Source organism: Arthrobacter sp. P1_B9 (assembly GCF_056406495.1).
Genome location: NZ_JBFUAA010000002.1, coordinates 204268 through 224639 on the forward strand (window position 1 = coordinate 204268; position 20372 = coordinate 224639).

A 20372-nucleotide genomic window follows, 5' to 3' on the forward strand; every position below is an offset into this window, starting at 1 on the left:
TAGGAAGCTCAACATGGCAGGTAATCTTGTTGCCCGATCCATTCACGACCTGACGGCGGCCGCCTGGTTCGGCGGTTCCCTGATGGGCGCCATTGGGCTCAACGGTGCCACGGCTGCTGCCAAGGACCCGGCGGAACGTACCCGCCTCTCAAGCCTGGGCTGGAAGAAGTGGGCGCCGTACCAGGCGGCGGCGTTTGGGGCGCATTTTCTTTCGGGCCTCGCCGTCATGTGGGAGAACAAGGGCCGGATGGCCAAGCAGGACGGCGTCACGCGCCTGAGCGTCTACAAGTCCGTCGTCACCCTCGCCGGTGCCGCTGTGACCCTGTACGCGGGCCTGCAGGGAGCCAAGGTGGACAAGCTGGCCGCCGAGGGCGCCAAGGGTGCCACCGAGCCGAAGCCGGGTGCCTCCGAGGAACTCCGTTCCGCGCAGCAGCAGCTGAAGATCCTGCAGTGGACCATCCCCGTGTTCGCCGGCTGGGTGATCGTGCTCGGCGCCAAGCACGGCGAGATGCAGCGGCCCAAGAACGTCCTGAAGGGCCTCGTCCGCTAGCCCCGGAACAGCCGGTATGCGCCACTGTTGAGGGCCGGAACATCGCGTTCCGGCCCTCAACATTGGCAGTCGCACTCTCGCCGGAACAGCACTCTCACGCCGGAACGGGGGGAGCCGGGACTGCGGCCCGGCCCTTCGATTGCCGGGCCCGCAGGATGATCTTGAAGATTTCACCGAGGAACAGCAACACCACGCCCGGCACCAGGCAGAGCAGCCACTGCTGGCCGGAAAGCGGCAGCGTGCCGAACAGGTCCTGCATCACCTTCATCTGGGTGATCAGCATCGAGCCGAGGACGGCCCACGCGAACGCCCAGAGCAGCTTCGGGTTGGACACCGTGGCGGGCCCGAAGGCGCTCTCGGTCGGGTAACGCAGATTGAGCGCCACGAAGATGTTCATCAGCCCCAGCCCCACCACAGCCATGGTCTGGCCGACCTCCAGTGAACCGTAGGTGGTTTTGCCGATCTGCACGAGGATCAGCGTCGCGGCCGCCATGAAAAGCCCGACGACGAACAGGCGCACCATCATCGACCGGACGAGGATCGGCTGGTTGAAGGGCCGTGGTTTGCGGTCCATGATGCCCGGCGTCGCGAGATCCAGGCCCATCACCGCCCCAATCGGGGCGACGATCGCCATGTGGATCCACAGCACCTGGGCCGGGCTGAGCAGGGCCGTGCCGGCTATGGCGAAGGCCGAGGATCCGATGAACGCCAGAATGAACATGAACAGGTTGGCGACCTGGATCCGGATGAACTTCTGCAGGTTGTCGTACACGAGCCGGCCCTCTTCGACCGCCGCCACGATGGTGGCAAAGTTGTCGTCGGCCAGGATCATCTTGGCCGCACCCTTGGCGACGTCGGTGCCGGTGATGCCCATCGCGATCCCGATGTCGGCGGCCGCGATGGCCGGCGCGTCGTTCACGCCGTCGCCGGTCATGGCCACGATGTTGCCCTTGCGCTTGAGCACCTCGACCAGCCTGACCTTGTGTTCGGGGGCGACACGCGCGATCACGCCGATCCCGTCCACCTGGCTGTCAGCCTCCGCGTCGCTCATCGCCGCGAACTCGGCCCCGGTCACCGCGCGGCCCCTGATGCCCAGTTCGTCGGCGATCGCCGCAGCGGTGACGGCGTGGTCGCCGGTGATCATCCGGACCCGGATGCCGGCGTGCTTTGCTTTGGCGATGGCGGCCACCGCCTCGGCGCGCGGCGGGTCAACCTCGCCGATCAGCGCCGAAATCTCCAGATCCTGCATCAGCGCCATCAGGTCGCCCGAAGGCTGGAACGTCGCCGGGTCGAACTCGCGCTGCGCCAGGGCGAGCACCCGCCTGCCCTGGCTGGCGATGCGTTCGTTCTCGGCAAGCACCTTGCCCCGCATTTCGTCAGTGAGGCGCTCGGCGTGGCCGCCCGGCATCCGGCCGAACGAGGACCTGCTCAGGAGGACGTCGGGTGCCCCCTTCACGTAGGCCCGGATCACGGGCCTGCCATCGGCCCCCGGCATCCGGTGGAACGTGGCCATGAACTTGTAGTCGGAATCGAACGGTACCGACGCCACGCGCGGGTTGTTCCGGCGGAATTCCCTGACGTCCACGCCGCCTTTCTGCGCGAGCACGTAGAGCGCCGCCTCGGTGGGGTCCCCGACCACCTCGCCGTCGTTGATATCGGAGTCGTTGCACAGGGCGCAGGAGAACATCACGTAGTCCAGGTCCCGTTCGGCGTCCCCCGTGGTCCGTTGGATCTGGCCGTCGAAACTGTAGCCCTCACCGCTGACGGTGTAGTGGTGCTGCACTGTGGTGATCTCGCGGACCGTCATCTGGTTCAGGGTCAGGGTGCCGGTCTTGTCCGAGTTGATGGCCGAGGTGGAGCCCAGGGTCTCGACCGCAGGGAGGACCTTCATGATGGCGTTCTTCTTGGCCATATTGACCGACCCGACGGACAGGATGGTGGTGACGACGGCGGGCAGCGCGTCCGGGATGGAGCCGACTGCCAGCGCCACACCGATTCCGAAGAGCACCGCGAAGGACTCGCCGGAGGCCAGGCCCATCACGACGATGGCGATAAACGCGAAGAGGGCCGCGATAATGATGAAGATGGTGAGCCGGTCCACCTGCTTGGTGAGCGGGGTCTTCTCCACTTTCTGCCCGGACAGCATGTGGGCGATGTGGCCGACCTCCGAGCCCATGCCGGTGGTGGTGACGAGGATTTCGCCGTGGCCCCGCGTCACGTTCGTGTTCATGAACGCCATGTTCAGGCGGTCGCCGATGCCGACGTCGTGCCGGCCGATGGTCTCGGTGTCCTTCTCGACGGCGACGCTCTCCCCGGTCAGGGCGCCCTCCTCGATCTGGAGGGTTGCCGCCAGGATGATCCGGCCGTCGGCGGGGACGCGGTCACCGGCATCGACCACCACGATGTCGCCGGGGACGATCTGTTCGGCGGGGAGCTCCACAACGTCACCGTCGCGGCGCACCTTGGCCATAGCCTTCATCATCTGCCCCAGGGAGGCGGCGGCTTCTTCGGCCTTGCCCTCCTGGTGGTACCCCAGCCACGCGTTGAACAGCGTCAGCAGGGCAAGCCCAATGGCGGTTCCGTATTCCGCAATCAGCAAGCTGACCAGGGCGGCGACCACAAGGACGATCTGCATGTAGTCCTGATAGTGCTTGAAGAACCGCTTCCACACCGGCTCCTGCTTAGCGGCGGCCAGGGCGTTCGGGCCGTACTCCTGCAGCCGCTGCTGCGCCTCTCCCGTGCTCAATCCGCCAGCCGGATCCACCTTCAGCTCGGCCGCCACTTCAGCGGGTGCCAGCGCGTACCAGCTCGCGTCAGCCTCCGCCGGGGCCACCCCAGCTACTGCTCCGGGATCGTCGCTCATGACTTCCTCCTCATCGCCGGGGCGCTGCTTAGAACGGGGTGGGGATGTGCCGCACGGACAGTGCCGGTTCGGTGTAATCGCCGGCCTTCTGGCGCTTGGGGAGCTCGACGTCGAGCCCCGGGTACGGCTCGTAGGGCACCTGGCTGAGAATATGGCTGATGACGTTGAGCCGGCCGCGCTTCTTGATGTCATTGTGCGCGATGTACCACGGCGCCCAGGCGGTGTCGGTCGCCTCGAACATGGAGTCCCGGGCCCGGGAATAGTCGTACCACCGTTTGTAGGACTTCAGGTCCATCGGAGAGAGTTTCCAGGTCTTGCGGGGGTCGTCCATGCGGCTCTCGAGCCGCCTGGTCTGCTCGTCCGCACTGACCTCGAGCCAGTACTTGAGCAGGATGATCCCGGAGTCGACCATCGCCTTCTCCACCATCGGGGTCATGTCGAGGAACCTCTGGGTCTGTTCCGGTGTGCAGAAACCCATCACCCGCTCGACGCCCGCACGGTTGTACCAGCTGCGATCGAAGATGACCACCTCGCCCGCCGCCGGGAAGTGAGACATGTAGCGCTGGAGGTACATCTGCGACTTCTCCCGCTCGGTCGGTGTGGGGAGCGCGACCACGCGGAACACCCGGGGGCTCACCCGCTCGACGATGCGCTTGATCGTGCCGCCCTTGCCGGCCGTGTCGCGGCCTTCGAAGACGATGCAGATTTTGGCTCCGGTGGACTTCACCCACTCCTGCATGGCGACCAGTTCACCCTGCAGGACCTCCATCTCCGCTTCGTACTTCTTGCGCGGCATCTTCTTCCCGGCGCGCCCGTCCTCTGCGTCGGAGCCCTTGGACTTTTTCTTCTTCTTGCCCACCATCGACCTCCTCGCGACGTACTTGCTGAGGTAAACCACAACACTGCGACACCGGCGAGACTGTCATCCAACGAGACCGGCACCCCGGCCCGGGACTGGGGCGCGGCTGCACTTGTCGCGGGCACCCTCGTGCGGCGTCCTGCCATTCTTAGTGTTGACCGCGGCTCGGGTCCGGTCTACGGCACTAAGACCCTAATGGGCAGCGGCGGAACCGGGTGTCTCGGCCGAGCCGGCCCCTGCTGCTGGGCGCAGGGGCCGGCCGTCCGGGCTCGGCGCTGGCGCCGATGATGACGGAAACCCGCCTGGCCGCTAGGCCGGTGCGCGGGTGGCGGCCGCCACTGAGACAGAGCATCTTCCGCGCACCTTGGGAAAGCCTTGGGTTAGTCCTGGAGCCATTCCGCGCAGGAATTCAGGTTCCGGGTGACGCTTTCGACGGCGGCCGCCTCGTCGCGGGCGGCAATTGCGGCCACGAGTTCGTCGTGGCCCTCGTGCGGCAGGCCGTTGAAGCCTCCCCGACGCTGCTGGCGGAGCAGGTCGTTGTGGAATACGCTGCCGAAACTGACATACAGCTCATGCAGCAGCGGGTTGGCGGACGCCTCCGCCACGCGCGCATGGAAGTCCCAGTCTGCCCGGGCCCACGCGGCGTAGTCCTCGGCGAGCCAGGCGGCACGGCGGGCAGTGAGCAAACCGCGCAGGGCGGTGAGGTCGTCGGCTGTCGCATGGCGTGCAGCGAGCCTGGCCGCCTGGGTGTCCAGCCCGACCCGGACCTCGAGGATGTGCTCCTGGGAGTGGTCCTCATACATCCGCTGCGTGGCGCCTGCGATCTCGCTCGTGGCGCGGACATACGTGCCGTCCCCGCGGCGGACGTCGAGCATTCCGCTGTGGGCCAGCGCTTTGATGGCCTCACGCAGGGTGCCACGGGAGACCCCAAAGGCGGCCATCAGCTCAGGTTCGGCCGGAATGCGCTGCTGCAGCGGCCACTCGCCCGAGTGGATCAGGGCCCGCAGCTTGGCAGTGACTTCCTCCGCCAGCGGTGGCCGGTGCGAAGCTGTGAGTGTCATCGCCGGGTTCCTTCCGGGGCGTGCGGGGCGGTGGCCCGCAGCTTTTTGGCTGCCAGTTCCTTGGCCCGCAGCTCCTTCGGTCCGGCCGAGAGCAGGTGGCCCACCGCGATCTGGCCGAGGGCCACGGCCAGCAGCAGGGCCAACGGCAACGTCCAGGAATTGGTGGCGCTGTGCAGCAGGCCCATGCCGAACGGGCCGAGCGTCGCCAGCAGATACCCGGCGGACTGGGCCACGGTGGACAGCGCGGTGGTCTCGGACGTGCTGCGGCCGCTGCGGCTGATCATCACCATGACCAGCGGGAAAATGCCGAGTCCGAATCCCAGCAGCACCGCGGTCAAAGGAGCCCAGTCCGTCGGCACGACCAGCATCGAGAGGACGCCGAGGGCCATGGTCACGGTGGCCAGATAGAACGCGGTCCGAAGCATCCGGGGGCGTGATCCGATGGCCACCAGCACCATGCCGGCGGGGACGGAGACGAGCTGCATGAGCCCGAACATCAGCCCGCTGTCGGACGCGGAGAGCCCCGTCGTGGCCAGCATGTAGGGGAACCAGCTGAGGACGGCGTAGGCCAGGAGCGCCTGCACTGTGAAGCCCAGCGTGATCATCGCGCCGGTGCGGGTCCGCAGCAGGGGCCACGGGGAAACCCGGGCGGCCTTGCCGGGGGATGCGTTGCGGTGAGCGTGCACCGCGATCGGGAGGAAGCCGAGGCACGCCCCCAGGGCCAGGAATCCGATCGCGCCGACGCCCGCCGACGGCGAGCCCAGGGCCTGGGCCACCGGAACGATCAGCACGGCGGTGGCAGTGGCGCCTGTGGTCATGGTCAGCGTGTAGACGGCGGTCATGAGGGACGTGCGGTCCGCGAAGTGCACGCGGATGAAAGAGGGCATGGCCACGTTGCAGATGGCCAGCCCGGACATCCCCGCCACGGTGCCGGCCAACAGCATCCCGGTGGACGGGACGCCGCGGAGCAGCAGCCCGGCCGCCAGCATCACGAGGGAGAGCAGGATGGCTTTTTCCAGCCCCAGCTGCCGGGTGAGCCAGGACGTGGCAGCGCCGGCCACCGCGAAGCACAGCGTGGGGATCGAGGGGAGCAGCGCTGCGATCAGCGGGCCGTAGCCGAGGACAGCCTGCAGGTCGTGGAAAAGCGCGGCGGCGCCGGTGATGCCGGCACGCAGGTTGAGCCCAATGAGCACGAGCGCCACGACGCCGGCCACGATCACGCCCCGCGGGCGGACCGCGCCGGGTGGAGCTGTCTGGGAAAGTGCGGAAACCGCCGTGCTGCTAGTCATAGCTAAAGGTTAGACGTTTGATGTTTGAGACTCAGCCTTTAGTGGCGAATATCTCTGCAAGTGACAGAAAGCAACGCGGGGTCACTTAGCGCCCATCCCGGGCCGCTCAATGGGCGCTAAGTGACCCCGCGTTGCCTGCGGGCCGGACTAGAAGCGCCGTCAGCGCGGATGCCGGGCGCTGAGCCGCTGCACCGCGAGCGCGAGCCAGAGCTGCACCCGGTCCGCTGTCTGCGCGGGGTCGTATCCGGTGAGTTCGGTGATCTGCGCCAGCCGGTAGCGGACCGTATTGCGGTGCAGCGTCAGTTCCTCGGCGACGGCCGCCACCGAGCCGTTGTTGCCGAGGTAGCTTTCCAGCGTGGCCATGAGTTCGGCGCCGTGCGCCGCGTCGAAGGCCCGCAGCGGGTTCAGTGATTCGTTGGCCATGTCCGCCAGCGGAACGTCCTCGCTCGCGAGCAGCAGCGAGGTCAGACTCAGCCGCTCGGGCTCGTTGACCGGCAGCCCGTGGCTGGCCGCGTCACGGGCCTCGAAATAGCTCCAGCGCAGGCCGTTGGGCTTGGTGTACGCCCCGCCTATGCCGATCGTGGCATGGATCCCGGCCTCGGCGAGGTGGTCGCTGAGGCTGCGGGCAAGGGCGCTCGCGCCGCTGCCGTCGTCGGCCACCACCACCACGAGGTCCTTCCCGACGACGGAGCCGACCGCCGCGGCCAGCGGCTGGGGCAGCGAAGAGCTGCCCAACTGCTTCTGGTGGGCGGCCGATTCGGCGAGCAGGACCACGTTCTTGCGGGTGCTGTTGATGCCGACGCCGGCCAGGCGCCGGGTGGCTTCGGACGCCTCCAGCGTCCCGTGGATAACGTCGTCGAGGACCTGGCCCGCCAGCGCCCGCTGCGCCTGCCGTTGCTTGACCATGTTGTTGAGCTCAACGCTGATCAGGTTTTGGGCGTAGCCCACGATGCCCGTGTCCTCGAACGGCTGCTTCACCCACAGGGTGCAGGCGTCGCGGCGTCCCGTGGGGATGGGATAGGACGCCCAACCCTCGGCCTTGGGCGCCGGGTGGCCCGCAACGCTGTTGTACAGCTGGGCGGTGAACTGGGTCAGGACGATCTCGGTGCGCAGCATCGACCCCAGGTGTTTCAGGAGCTCGGCCAGGCCGCCGCCCGTCAGCAGGGCGCGGGCCAGGATCTGGTGCCCGGCGATGAGCCGCTCAAGCTTGACCAGGTGGTCCGCGGACTGGGCGTCGGCCACGAGCTTTCCGATCGCGATGAACGGTGTCTCGTAGGGCACTTCCACCACCGGCAGCCCCCACCGGTTGGCTTCGGCGATCAGGGCCGGCGGAACGGCGTCGTGCGTCAGGCCGACCCCGAACCCGATGCCCACCGCGCCTGCCCGCTGGACCTGACGCACGAACCGGCGCTGCTCCGCGGCACTTTTGAGCCGCATACCGGTCGTCAGGATGAGTTCGCCGCCATTGAGGAACCGCTGCGGATCCTCCTGTTCGGTGACGGCCACCCAAAGAATGTCCTGGTGCCAGGTGGTTTCGGCGAGTCCGGCCTTGGTGAGATTCAGGGACGGAACTCCCAGTAGAGCTGCGAGTGAAATGGCCATGGATTCAGAATAGCCGGGTGCTGGTCAAGCGCACTAAAGTTCTGCGGGGATGGTGTGCAGGTGCCTATTCCCTGCCTTGACCTGCTGGCATAGGCTCGTGACCAGTCACACATCCGTCATTGGCAGTAAGAAAGAGGTTGTACACCGTGGTTCAAACCTTGCAGAACTTCATCAACGGCGAGTTTGTCACCCCCGCCGGCACAGGATTGCTGCCCATCGTGAACCCCACCAACGGTGACGTGGTGGCGCAGGCGCCGATCTCGGTGCAGGCCGACGTCGACGCCGCCATGACGGCAGCCAAGAACGCGTTCAAGACCTGGAAGCACACCACGCCCGGGCAGCGGCAGCTCATGCTGCTCAAGCTGGCGGATGCCGTCGAGGCCAACAGCGACGAGTTCGTGGAGGCCCAGCACCGCAACACCGGCCAGGTCCGCTCCCTGATCGCCTCCGAGGAAGTGGCCGCGGGCGCCGACCAGCTGCGCTTCTTCGCAGGCGCCGCCCGCATCATGGAAGGCAAGTCCGCCGGCGAGTACTTCGAAGGCCACACCTCCTACGTGCGGCGCGAGCCGATCGGCGTTGTTGCGCAGGTGGCCCCCTGGAACTACCCGTTCCTCATGGCCATCTGGAAGATCGGGCCTGCCCTGGCTGCCGGCAACACCGTGGTCCTCAAGCCCTCGGACACCACCCCCGAATCCACCCTGGTGCTGGCCCGGCTCGCCGGTGCGATCTTCCCGGCCGGCGTCCTGAACGTTGTCCTGGGCACCGGCGAAACCGGCGCCATGATGGTCGAGCACAAGGTCCCCGGCCTGGTCTCCATCACCGGTTCCGTCCGCGCCGGCATCGCTGTCGCCTCGGGTGCGGCCAAGGGACTCAAGCGCGCCCACCTGGAACTCGGCGGCAAGGCCCCGGCCATTGTGTTCGCCGACGCCGACATCAAGAAGAGCGCCGCGGCGATCGCCGAGTTCGCCTTCTTCAACGCCGGCCAGGACTGCACGGCCATTACGCGCGTCCTCGTCCAGGATTCGGTGCACGACGACGTCGTCGCCGCCATGGTGGAGCACACCAAGACCCTGCACACCGGCTCGCAGAACGACGAAGACAACTACTTCGGCCCGCTGAACAACGTCAACCACTTCAACGCGGTCACCTCAGTTGTCGAGCACCTGCCTGCCAACTGCAAGATCGAGACCGGCGGCCACCGCGCGGGCGAGAAGGGCTTCTTCTTCGAGCCCACCATCGTCACCGGCGCCAAGCAGAGCGATGACATCGTCCAGAAGGAAACGTTCGGCCCGGTCATCACGGTGCAGAAGTTCAGCACCGAGGACGAGGCCGTGGAGCTGGCCAACGACGTCGACTACGCCCTGGCCTCGAGCGTCTGGACGACGAACCACGGAACCGCCATGCGCCTGAGCCGCGACCTCGACTTCGGCGCAGTCTGGATCAACACCCACATTCTCCTCACCGCCGAAATGCCGCACGGTGGCTTCAAGCAGTCAGGCTACGGCAAGGACCTGTCCATGTACGGCGTGGAGGACTACACCCGAATCAAGCACGTCATGTCTGCATTAGATGCATAACGCCGACGCATAACGCTGCCACCTCAACCTGACGCATAACTCGCGCGCCTCAACCGCACGCTTAGGAAGGCCTTCCCATGACCACCACCGCACATGACATCACCTACCGGCTCGAGCAGAAGCGCCGCGTCCAGGCCGACTTCCCGGGCCCCAAGTCCGTCGCCCTGACCGAACGCCGCAAGGCGGTCGTCGCCGCCGGCGTCGCGTCCAGCGTCCCGGTCTTCGTGGCCGACGCCGACGGCGGCATCATCCACGACGTCGACGGCAACTCCTTCATTGACCTCGGCTCCGGCATCGCCGTGACGAGCGTCGGCGCCTCGGACCCCGCCGTCGTCGGCGCCGTGAAGGAAGCCGTGGAGCACTTCACCCACACCTGCTTCATGGTCACGCCGTACGAGGGCTATGTCGCCGTCGCCGAGCAGCTGAACCGCCTCACCCCGGGCGACCACGAAAAGCGCACGGTGCTGTTCAACTCCGGCGCCGAGGCGGTCGAAAACGCCGTCAAGGTGGCCCGCCTGGCCACCGGCCGGGACGCCGTCGTCGCGTTCGACCACGCCTACCACGGCCGCACCAACCTGACCATGGCGCTGACCGCCAAGGCCATGCCCTACAAGACCAACTTCGGCCCGTTCGCGCCCGAGGTCTACCGCATGCCGATGAGCTACCCGTTCCGTGAGGAAAACCCGGAGATCACCGGTGCCGAGGCCGCCAAGCGCGCCATCACCATGATCGAGAAGCAGATCGGCGGCGAGCAGGTTGCCGCGATCATCATCGAACCGATCCAGGGCGAAGGCGGCTTCATTGTCCCCGCCGACGGGTTCCTGCCCGCGCTGGCGGACTGGGCCAAGGACAAGGGCATCGTGTTCATCGCCGATGAGGTCCAGTCCGGCTTCTGCCGCACCGGTGAATGGTTCGCCGTGAACCACGAAGGTGTTATCCCGGACATCATCACCATGGCCAAGGGCATCGCCGGCGGCATGCCGCTCTCCGCCATCACGGGCCGCGCCGATCTCCTCGACGCCGTCCACCCGGGCGGCCTCGGCGGCACCTACGGCGGCAACCCGGTGGCGTGCGCAGCAGCGCTGGCGTCGATCGGCTCGATGGAGCAGTACGACCTCAACGGCCGCGCCAAGCACATTGAAGAGATCGCCCTCGGCAAGCTGCGCGAACTCGCCGCTGAGCTTGCTGACGGTTCGGTGATCGGTGACGTCCGCGGCCGCGGCGCCATGCTGGCCATTGAACTCGTCCAGGCCGGTTCCAAGGAGCCGAACCCGGAGCTGACCAAGGCCGTCGCCGCAGCCTGCCTCAAGGAGGGTGTCATCATCCTCACCTGCGGCACCTACGGCAACGTCATCCGGCTGCTGCCGCCGCTGGTCATCAGCGACGAGCTGCTGCTGGACGGCCTCGGGGTCCTGGCCGCGGCCATTAAGGCCAACGCCTAGCCCAAGGCCCAATGAGCTGCCGGGAAGGCGATCCTTTCCCGGCGAGCCGGCGCTACCCGAAAACGGGCTACACAGCGGAGGAGCCGCGGACACCATGTCCGTGGCTCCTCCGCTGTTTCCGGCCTGGCTTTTCCGACCCTGCATCCGGGCCCTGGCTTGTCCGGCCCTGCATCCGGGCCCTGCATCCGGTCCTACTTCCAGGCGGTCGCGTCCAGCTGGATCGCCACCACGTACAGGTGCTGGCCCTGCTCGATCTTCTCCACCTCAGTGACCCGCACCTTCGTTTCCGGAATCGTGCCCATCGGACGGCCGACGCCGATCCCGTAGCTCAGCACGCCCTCGAAGTCCCCGGCCGGCGCGTAGCTGGTGAGCGCCTGGTATCCGATTGCCGGCGGCGGCGCACTGGTCACGGTGCTGGCCGTGCCGTCCGCGGTGTGTGACTGGGCCCCGCGGAAGGTCGCCTCGAGGAGGGTTCCCGTGCCGGGCATCGGGATGGGCAGGCCGCTGCCGTCGTCGACGAGTTCGGGGACCATTTCGACGTCGTAGCTGGGGAAGCCACCGGTGAACCGGAAGCTCAACTGGTCGTACGGCGGCGCGTCGGAGGGGTGCTGGCCCGCGCCGATGGCGGACAGCGTCGGCAGCGGTGCCGCCGGCGGGGGCGCGATCGGCACAGGGTTCTTGTGGTCCGTATGGAACGGGGTGGTTGGCCCCGGCACGGACCAGTCGTGGGTGACCGTGGAGGAGATCACCTTGTCGCCTGGTTGCGGCGGTGCCGTTTCGTCGGCATCCCCGGTTGCCGACGGCGACGGGCTGGCGGTCGGGCCGGCGGAGGCGGTCGGGGACTGCGACGGCGGCTGGCTGCCGGCGGAGGGCTGCGGGGCCGGCGGCGTGCAGGCAGTCAGGACCAGCAGGAGCGTCAGGGTTCCCAGTCCCGCGGCCCGCGTCCGTCCGTTGCGAATGGCGTCCATGGTGCGCTCCCCTCGACCATTCCAGCGTAGGTCCGGAAGATTGTGCTGGTCAGGGTAATAAGTCACCACCTTTTTGAGGTTCCGCTGGACTAGAGTCGTTCCTATCCACTGCAGGAACGCAGACCGGCCGACGTCGCCCGGAACCCCCGGGGCGCAGCTGGCATCTGCCCCAGACCCAAAAGGGGTTCATACATGCGATACGTAGTCGGCTATACACCCACCGAACGTGGTGCGGACGCCGTTGCCCTGGCCTCAGCCATGGCCCGCGCGCAGGGAGCGCATCTCGACCTGGTCTATGTGGTGGATCGGCACACGCCCTATGTGGCGATGAATCCGGAAGGAAACCAGGTCAGCGCCGCGGAGCAGCAGATCCGCTCAGCGGAACGCCAGGGAATGGAACTGGTCCCTGAGGGGCTGGAGGCGCACTTCCATGTCCGACAGGCAGAATCGTTCGCGGCCGGCCTCATTGAGGCCGCACTCGAGTACAGGGCAGGCTTGATCGTGGTGGGTGCCGCCAGCAGCGGCCTGTTCAAGCGCCATACCGTGGGCAACGTGGCCAACGCCCTGCTGCACGCTGCCCCGGTTCCGGTGGCACTGGCGCCGCGCGGCTACCGCCATACCGAAGCCATCACGCGTCTGACCCTCGCGATGGGCCAGCGCGTCGGAGCGGAGGCGGCGATCGACGTCGCGATCGAATCCGCCGAGCGCCGCGGGGTGCCACTTCGGCTGGTTTCCCTCGTGGAACTGGACGTCGAGGGGGACGGCGGGGAGAACGTCAACGCCGCCCACATCCACGCCAACACCGTCCTCGCTGCCGCCGCGCACCGTCTGCCCGAGGGCCACCACGTCAGCGTGGAGGTCGCCCACGGCCGCACGATCGAGGAAGCGATCGATGACCTGGAATGGGACGACGGCGAGGTCATGATCGTCGGGTCCTCCCGCCTGGCGGAGAAGCACAAACTGTTCATTGGCAGCACGGCTTTCAAGGTGCTGCGGGCGCTCCCCGTTCCCATGGTCGTGGTCCCGCGCGACTACCAGCGGGTGGATGCCTTCCCGGAGGTCTGAGGCCCCGGGGCCAGGACCGCCCAATACGCGGGAATGTTGCTGGGCGGTCCACCGGCCTCCATCGGCACCGTCTTCAGGACGGTGGGTCCCTCCGCGATGAGGGTCCAGCGGTCCGGGGGAAACACGCGGGAGCGTTGCCCGGCACCGAAGTGGCCCGGTTTCGGCAACGAGGCAATGGCCTGGCGGAGCGGTCCCGGGATCCGCTTGCCGGTGGCGCCGAGTTCCCTCAGGTAGCTCAGGGCGCCGCCCGGGACGTTCGTTTCGACGAGGTAGATCCTGCCCCGGGTTCCCAGGAGTGCTTCGATGGAGCCTGCGAGGCGTGCCTGCCGACGCCGGCTGAGGACATGGAGCACGCCGCGGACAAAGACGTTGGCGTCGCCGAGTTCGCGCGCCAGCGCAGCCGCCGCGGCCGGCTGCGTGGCATCCAGGCTCCGGAAACTGAGGCCAGCGACCTGCGGCTGCGCGGAATGCGCGGCTGCCACGGCCTGGGGTGAGACGTCGACGCCGAGGACCGAGGCGAAGATGGCGGTGAGTCGCCGTGTGATGGTGCCGTTCCCGCAGCCGAGATCGATCACCGGAAGGCTGGTGTCCATCGCGCCGGCCATCACCTGCAGGTGGTGCCGGATCTCTTCGTTCCCGGCGCCCGGGGCTGCGTCCCAAATGACCGGTTCCCGGAGGGACCCCTGGGACACGCCGCGCCAGAAGGCATCCCAGCGCCGGTCCGGGCGGCTCGGACGGTGCAGGGAGAGCACGGCAACCCTGGCCGCGAGCCGGACAGTGTCTGCCACCCTGTGCACGCGTTTTCCTGTCTTGCGTGTTCCTGTCTTGCGTCTGCCCGCCGGAACGCTCACGCGACGGCGCCGTCTCTGTGCCCGAGCAGGTCCGTCATGTCCGCCACCGGGAGCGGGCGGCTGAAGAAATAGCCCTGGCCGAATTCGCAGTTCAGCTGCCGCAGCCTGTTGGCTTGCTCCCTGTCCTCGATGCCTTCGGCGACGGCGCCCAGCCCGGCCGAATGGATCAGCTGCAGGATGGCGGCGACGAAGGTTTCCTGCTGCCGGTCCGTGGTCAGCCCGTCGAGCAGGGACTTATCGATCTTCGCCTGCGCGGCGGGGAGCGTGCGCAGGTAGCTGATGGAGGAATAGCCGGTGCCGAAGTCGTCGATCTCGATCCGGACGCCGAGGTCATTGAGTGACTGCATGGTGGCGGCCACCTCGGGGCCGCCGCGCATGATCGCGGTTTCGGTGATTTCGATCGAAATATGGAGGGGCTCGACGCCGTGCTGGGCCAGCAGGCCTTCGACGTAGGGTGCCAGATCGACGTGGTGCAGGTCCGCGGGGGAGAGGTTGATGTGCGTGCTGAAGTCCGCGGAAAGCCCCGGATCTGACTTCCAGCGGCCGGTTTGTGCGATGGCGTTCCGGAGCACCCAGTGGCCGATTTCCACGGTGAGCCCGGCCTCGTCGGCGGCGTCGAGGAAGGTATCCGGCCCCAGCAGGCCCAAGGCGGGGTGGCGCCAGCGGATCAGGGCCTCGGCGCCGGCGATCGCTCCGGTGCGCAGGTCCATGATGGGCTGGTACTCCAGCTCGAGCTGGTCCATCGCCAGTGCCGTCCGCAGCTCCGCCACCTGGTGGACCCGCTGCTTGGCGGCCTCGTGCATGGCCGCGGAAAACACCAGGAGGGTGTCCCTGCCGCGTTTCTTGGCCTCGTGCATGGCGATGTCGGCATCGCGGATGAGTTCCTCGCTTCGCAGGCCCGGTTCCCCCAGCCGGACACCGGTGCCGGCCGTGAGGGCGACCGCCACACCGCCGGCAACGATTCTGTCCTTCAGTGATTCGCCGAGCCGGGCAGCGGTCTGCAGCACGGACTCCGTGTCCTGGTCCGCGACGAGCACCGCGAATTCATCGCCGCTGAGGCGCGCGATCAAGTGGCCCGGTCCGGCCGCGGCGCTAAGCCGCAGGGCCGTCTCGCGCAGCACGGCGTCCCCGGCGGCGTGGCCGAGGCTGTCGTTGATGAGCCGGAAGGAATCAAGGTCCATCAGGATCAGGGCCGGCTGGCGTCCCGTGCCGGCCCCGGCAACGGCTTCGGCCACTTTTTCCTGCAGCAGCGAGCGGCTGGCCAGGCCGGTCAGCTCATCGGTGTTGATGACGCGCCGGAGTTCGGCTTTGGCCGCCTCCAGGAGCGCGGTCCGCTCGGCGACCCGGACTTCCAGGTCCTCGTACATGCTCTGAAGCTCTTCGGCCAGGAGGTTGATGCCGGTGGTGACTGCGTCTATCCCGTCCCGGGCCGGTGAGACCGGCAGCCGGTTCGACAGATCGCCCGAGGACAGTACGACGATGCCGTCCACGAGGTCCTCGAGGCGGCGGTCATCATCACGCCCCGTCATGGCCCTGCGAGGTCAGCCAGCGGACCGCCTCTTCACCGTTGGTGAAAAAGCGTGTCGGAACCGGCGCGGAATTGACGCCGAGGAAGAAGTTGGCGAGGACCCGGTCCACGGCGGAGGAGCCGAGGAGCGCGATTGCCGAGGCGTCGCAGTGCTTGGCGAACACGGCCCGGGCGGCCCGGCTGACGGACTCCGTGGTGGCCATGTCGATCAGCAGCGGCGTGGGCCGGCCGCCGCACAACTCATTGACACGATCCATGGCCAGCTGGGCGTTGGGGGCATCAATCACCACGCCGCGGGCCCACTGAAGGCGCAAGATGCCGTTGCTGTCGAAGTCCAGGGACGAGATGTCGCGCCCGCCCTGAGTTTCACGATCCTCTTGTGGCACCAGCAATCCTCAATTTCGCCCCGACATGTCCCCTTCATGATGACACTAACGCACGGCGGCAGGGGTAAGCAGGCCGCCAACCCGCCGGGGGGGTAGTGCTAGGCGGCGGCGCGGGCCCGTTTCCGGGTCACGGAGTTCTTCCGGGCCGTGTGCAGCATGTCCACGGTCAGTACCAGCAGCGCCAGCCAGACGACGCCGAAACCGGCCCACCGGTCAGGTGTCATGGTTTCCTTGAACACGACGAGCGCCACGATGAACTGCAGGACGGGCGCGAAGTACTGCAGCAGCCCGATCGTGGTCATCGGCAGACGGCGGGCGGACGCGCCGAAGAACAGCAGGGGCACCGCGGTGATGACGCCCGACGCCACCAGCAGCCAGAAATGGCCCGCACCGTTTCCGGCCAGAGTTGCCGACCCGCTGACCGCGAGGAAGATCATGGTGGCCGCAGCTACGGGCGCCAGGACGATCGTCTCCACGGTAAGGCTTGTGATCGCCTCCGCCCGCGGGCCCACGCGCTTCTTGACGAATCCGTACAGGCCAAAGCTCAGCGCGAGTGTCAGTGCTATCCAGGGGAGCTTGCCGTAGGAGACCGTCAGCACCCCGACGGCCACGAAGCCGATGCCGACGGCGGCCCACTGCAGCGGCCGCAGCTTCTCCTTCAGGACGAAGACCCCCAGCAATACGGAGACCAGCGGGTTGATGAAGTAGCCCAGGGAGGCCTCGACAGCCTGGCCGGTGGTCACGCCGTAGGTGTACGTCAGCCAGTTCACCGCGATCAGGGCAGCGGCGATGGACAGCGGCCCAATCACCGTGCGGTCCCGGAAAGCAGCAGCCAGCACCCGCCAGGACCGTGTGACGGTGATGAGCAGGACGCAGAACAGGAGGGACCAGACCACCCGGTTGGCGACGATTTCGACCGCACCGGCCGGATGCAGGACGTAGAAGTACAGGGGCAGCAGCCCCCAGAGCCCGTAGGCGCCGATACCGAACAGGATTCCCGCCGTCGTGTCCTTGTCCACCGGTGCCGGTCCGCCCGGCCGGGCCGGCGCCGGCCCCGCCCCAGCGGCCGGGCCGGCCGGCGCTGTCAATGGGGCGGGGGACAAGGATCCTTCGGGCTTAGACACAAGACCAATAACACCACCTGCGCGGCGCCTATTCCTGCCAATCGGAGCGCGAGCGGGCCGGTCACATTTAGAATGGGGGCCTGTGCGCTGTAACTACTGGCGCTGTCCCTAAGACTCAGAAGGGCTCCCGGTGTCCAACTCGGCCGAATCCACATCCTCCCGTCCCCTCCGTGTCGCGATTGTTGGCGCCGGCCCGGCCGGTGTCTACGCCGCGGACATCCTGACGAAGTCCAATGAGGTCAAGGACGGCGCCTTCCAGGTCAGCATCGACCTCTTCGAGGCGTATCCGGCGCCCTACGGCCTCATCCGCTACGGAGTGGCCCCCGACCATCCGCGGATCAAGGGCATTGTCAACGCGCTCCACAAGGTCCTGGACCGCGGCGACATCCGGTTCCTCGGCAACGTCACCTATGGCCGGGACCTGACGCTGCATGACTTCCGCGCGTTCTACGACGCCGTCATCTTCTCCACCGGCGCCATCAAGGACGCGGACCTGGATATTCCCGGGATTGGCCTGGAGGGATCCTTCGGCGGGGCCGACTTTGTCTCCTGGTACGACGGCCACCCGGACGTGCCGCGGGAATGGCCGCTGGAGGCCAAGGAGATTGCGGTGATCGGCAACGGAAATGTGGCCCTCGACGTGGCCCGCATGCTGGTCAAGCACGCCGATGAACTCCTGGTCACCGAAATCCCGGACAACGTCTACCGGGCGCTCAAGGATTCGCCGGTCACCGACGTCCACGTGTTTGGCCGCCGCGGCCCGGCCCAGGTGAAGTTCACGCCGCTGGAGCTGCGCGAACTCAGCCATGCCAAGGACGTGGACATCGTCCTGTATCCAGAGGACTTCGAATTCGACGAGGCTTCGGACGAGGCCATTCGCAGCAACAACCAGATCCGGACCATGGTCAACACCCTCACGAACTGGCTCGTCGAGGAGCACGCCGAGGCCGAGGAACCGTCCTCGCGCCGGCTGCACCTGCACTTCCTGCACAGCCCCGTCGAAATCTATGGAACAACAGACGACGCCGCGAACCCCGGCAAGGTCGCCGGCATCAAGTTCGAACGCATGCAGCTGGACGGCACCGGGAACGTCAAGGGCACCGGTGAGTTCCTCGACTACCCGGTCCAGGCCGTCTACCGCGCGATCGGCTACCACGGTTCGCCGCTGGATGAGCTGGAATACGATGCCCGCCGCGGCGTCGTCCCGAACGAAGGCGGCCGCGTGCTCGACGCCGAGGGCAACCCCGTGCCCGGAATCTACGCCACGGGCTGGATCAAGCGCGGCCCCGTCGGGCTGATCGGCCACACCAAGGGCGACGCGCTGGAGACCATCGGCTTCCTGCTGGAGGACCGGCTGACGCTGCCGCCGGCGCAGAACCCGGACCCGCAGGCCATCATCGACCTGCTCCAGGAGCGCGGCATCGAGTACACCACGTGGGAAGGGTGGATCAAGCTCGATGCCCACGAGCTCGCCCTCGGCGCCGAGTGGTCCGCGGCGGAGTCCGCCAACGGCATCGAACGGGAGCGCATCAAGGTGGTGCCGCGCGAGGACATGATCGAGATTTCCCGCGGCTAGGCTGTGACAGCCTGAGGCGGCAGGCCGGTGCGTTTCCAAACGCCCCGCGCGGAACTAGACTGGGCCGGACGAGGCGGCCTTCGGCACGCCGTCGAGCCCGTCCGGTGGGAGTTCAATGAGGAAACTGGTCCATCCCGCAGCACTGTTGCCGCCGGCAGGCGGAGTCACCGCAGCGCTGCGCCAGCAATATGCCAGCGCGGGCCATGAGCAGCTGGATTCCCGTGGAATGGCGTTCTCCGAGGGCCTGCAGTTGCCCGGGATCAGCACCCTGATTCAGGAATCGTGGCAGCGCTCCGTCCGGCTGCAGGCCAACCCGGACAACCCCGAGGCGCCGCTGGCCATGGACCGCGAGGAACTCGAAGAATACCGCCGCCAGCACCCCCTGGCCGCCATCATGCCCGTGATCCACAAGCTCCTGGTCCTGCCCAGCCACGACAGCGGAATGCTGGTAGCCGTGGGTGACGAGGTCGGCAGGCTCCTCTGGGTGGAAGGGGACGCCGCCCTGCAGCGCCGGGCCGAGGGCATGATGTTCGTCCCGGGCGCCGACTGGTCCGAGGCGACGGTCGGCACCAGCGCCCCCGGCACCGCGCTGGCCCTGGGCCGGGGAATCCAGATCTCCGGCGCCGAGCACTACAAGCGCTCCGTGCATCCGTGGAGCTGTACGGCGGTGCCGTTCCACGATCCGGATTCCGGCGCCCTGCTGGGGGTCGTGGACATCACCGGCACGGAGTCGGCCGTGGCCCCGCATACGTTGTCGCTGGTAGAGGCGACGGTCGCCGCGGCCCAGGCGCATCTACGGGTCGAGCGGCTGCAGCTGGCCGCCGCCGGCCAGTCCTCGCCGTCCAGGCGGCGGAACTCGACGCCGAAAACGGCCGGGGGACCGGGCGCCAGCAGCCTCTACCGCAACAGCCTCCAGTTGCTCGGCCGCGACCAGGCCCTGCTCAGCATTGACGGCCGCACCGTGGCCATGTCCGCCCGGCACAGCGAGATCCTGGCCCTGCTCAGCACCCACCCGGCGGGGCTGAATGCCGAGGAGCTTTGCGCCCTCCTGTACCCCGGGGACGCCTCCACCATGACGCTGCGCGCCGAGATGGTGCGGCTGCGCAAGGTACTTCAGCAGCTCAACCCCGATGCCGTGCCGCAATCACGCCCCTACCGGCTGCCGCTGGACCTGGTCCCCGACGCCGGACAGGTGCTGGACTGCCTGCAGCGCGGCGCCCACCGGATAGCGCTGGAAATCTACCGCGGCGCCGTGCTGCCCCGCTCCGAGGCCCCCGGCATCGTGGAGCTGCGGGCCAGGGTCTCCGCGCTGATGCGCGAGGCCCTGTTGACGGACGGCAGCGCGGAATCGCTCCTGAAATACGCCGCGCTGCCCGAAGCAAAGGACGACGTCGACGTCCGCATCGCCGCGCTGAAGCTGCTGGCGCCGCGCTCGCCCAAGCGCGCCGCCGTCGTCGCCGATCTGGAACGGCTGGACCGCGAGCTAAGCGCCTGACCGTCGCGGACCGCCGGAATGCCCCGCCAGTGACCTGGCTCACTCCGGTTGCAACCTGACTGCAACCTTCACGCGCCTACGCTGGGTGCAACGGGGGCCGGAAGCGCCTTGCAGCCCCCCATCTTGCACAGCAAAG

16 protein-coding genes are annotated in these 20372 nt (G+C 67.7%); 6 read left to right on the top strand and 10 right to left on the bottom strand.

Features of this window, described 5'->3' with window-relative positions:
* The first annotated feature begins 13 nt into the window (after positions 1-13).
* Positions 14-550: a hypothetical protein gene (locus AC1D1A_RS03445; RefSeq protein WP_476851241.1), complete on the top strand. Its 537-nt coding sequence runs from the start codon at positions 14-16 to the stop codon at positions 548-550.
* Between the two features lie 94 nt (positions 551-644).
* Here AC1D1A_RS03445 and AC1D1A_RS03450 read toward each other — a convergent pair whose 3' ends face one another.
* From AC1D1A_RS03450 to AC1D1A_RS03470, 5 genes are all read right to left on the bottom strand, one after another.
* Complete coding sequence (locus tag AC1D1A_RS03450) at positions 645-3413, bottom strand: cation-translocating P-type ATPase (RefSeq protein WP_476931161.1); 2769 nt, start codon at positions 3411-3413, stop codon at positions 645-647.
* A gap of 28 nt (positions 3414-3441) precedes the next feature.
* The gene (gene ppk2, locus AC1D1A_RS03455) at positions 3442-4311 is read right to left on the bottom strand and encodes a polyphosphate kinase 2 (protein ID WP_476947146.1); all 870 of its coding nucleotides are present in this window, start codon (positions 4309-4311) and stop codon (positions 3442-3444) included.
* 341 nt (positions 4312-4652) lie between these two features.
* The gene (locus AC1D1A_RS03460) at positions 4653-5333 is read right to left on the bottom strand and encodes a FadR/GntR family transcriptional regulator (RefSeq protein WP_476947147.1); all 681 of its coding nucleotides are present in this window, start codon (positions 5331-5333) and stop codon (positions 4653-4655) included.
* Positions 5330-6622, bottom strand: coding sequence for an MFS transporter (locus AC1D1A_RS03465; protein ID WP_476947148.1), 1293 nt, complete (start codon positions 6620-6622; stop codon positions 5330-5332). The genes AC1D1A_RS03460 and AC1D1A_RS03465 overlap by 4 nt, the downstream gene beginning before the upstream one ends.
* Positions 6623-6781: 159 nt before the next feature.
* Complete coding sequence (locus tag AC1D1A_RS03470; RefSeq protein ID WP_079550035.1) at positions 6782-8224, bottom strand: PucR family transcriptional regulator; 1443 nt, start codon at positions 8222-8224, stop codon at positions 6782-6784.
* A gap of 146 nt (positions 8225-8370) precedes the next feature.
* Here AC1D1A_RS03470 and AC1D1A_RS03475 point away from each other — a divergent pair, with 146 nt between their 5' ends.
* Together AC1D1A_RS03475 and gabT are read left to right on the top strand one after the other, a co-directional pair.
* Positions 8371-9801 (top strand): gamma-aminobutyraldehyde dehydrogenase, encoded by a 1431-nt coding sequence (locus tag AC1D1A_RS03475; RefSeq protein WP_476947149.1) that lies wholly within the window; start codon positions 8371-8373, stop codon positions 9799-9801.
* A gap of 77 nt (positions 9802-9878) precedes the next feature.
* Entirely contained in the window at positions 9879-11243 is a 1365-nt protein-coding gene (gabT, locus tag AC1D1A_RS03480; RefSeq protein ID WP_476947150.1) for a 4-aminobutyrate--2-oxoglutarate transaminase, read from the top strand.
* Between the two features lie 191 nt (positions 11244-11434).
* Here the strand turns inward: gabT and AC1D1A_RS03485 are convergent, their stop codons facing one another.
* Positions 11435-12211 carry an AMIN-like domain-containing (lipo)protein gene (locus AC1D1A_RS03485; RefSeq protein WP_476947151.1) on the bottom strand — a complete coding sequence of 259 codons (777 nt, stop codon included), beginning with the start codon at positions 12209-12211 and terminating at the stop codon, positions 11435-11437.
* A 192-nt stretch (positions 12212-12403) separates the two neighbouring features.
* On the opposite strand from AC1D1A_RS03485, the gene AC1D1A_RS03490 reads away from it, so the two are divergent.
* On the top strand, positions 12404-13276 hold the full coding sequence (locus AC1D1A_RS03490) for a universal stress protein (RefSeq protein ID WP_476947152.1): 873 nt from the start codon (positions 12404-12406) through the stop codon (positions 13274-13276).
* On the opposite strand, the gene AC1D1A_RS03495 is transcribed toward AC1D1A_RS03490, so the two are convergent.
* The 4 genes from AC1D1A_RS03495 to rarD form a co-directional block, all read right to left on the bottom strand.
* Positions 13243-14073, bottom strand: a complete 831-nt coding sequence (locus AC1D1A_RS03495) for a class I SAM-dependent methyltransferase (protein WP_476863705.1) — start codon at positions 14071-14073, stop codon at positions 13243-13245. The two genes, AC1D1A_RS03490 and AC1D1A_RS03495, sit on opposite strands and share 34 nt — an antisense overlap.
* A gap of 50 nt (positions 14074-14123) precedes the next feature.
* Positions 14124-15656, bottom strand: a complete 1533-nt coding sequence (locus tag AC1D1A_RS03500) for a putative bifunctional diguanylate cyclase/phosphodiesterase (RefSeq protein WP_476859353.1) — start codon at positions 15654-15656, stop codon at positions 14124-14126.
* Positions 15643-16047 (bottom strand): DUF7793 family protein, encoded by a 405-nt coding sequence (locus AC1D1A_RS03505; protein ID WP_223913730.1) that lies wholly within the window; start codon positions 16045-16047, stop codon positions 15643-15645. Before AC1D1A_RS03505 ends, AC1D1A_RS03500 begins: the two co-directional genes overlap by 14 nt.
* Before the next feature lie 92 nt (positions 16048-16139).
* Positions 16140-17144, bottom strand: coding sequence for an EamA family transporter RarD (gene rarD, locus AC1D1A_RS03510; protein ID WP_476859354.1), 1005 nt, complete (start codon positions 17142-17144; stop codon positions 16140-16142).
* Between the two features lie 151 nt (positions 17145-17295).
* Here rarD and AC1D1A_RS03515 point away from each other — a divergent pair, with 151 nt between their 5' ends.
* Both AC1D1A_RS03515 and AC1D1A_RS03520 read left to right on the top strand, forming a co-directional pair.
* Complete coding sequence (locus AC1D1A_RS03515) at positions 17296-18741, top strand: FAD-dependent oxidoreductase (protein WP_476855629.1); 1446 nt, start codon at positions 17296-17298, stop codon at positions 18739-18741.
* A gap of 115 nt (positions 18742-18856) precedes the next feature.
* The gene (locus tag AC1D1A_RS03520; RefSeq protein ID WP_476851253.1) at positions 18857-20236 is read left to right on the top strand and encodes a GAF domain-containing protein; all 1380 of its coding nucleotides are present in this window, start codon (positions 18857-18859) and stop codon (positions 20234-20236) included.
* Positions 20237-20372 lie beyond the last annotated feature (136 nt).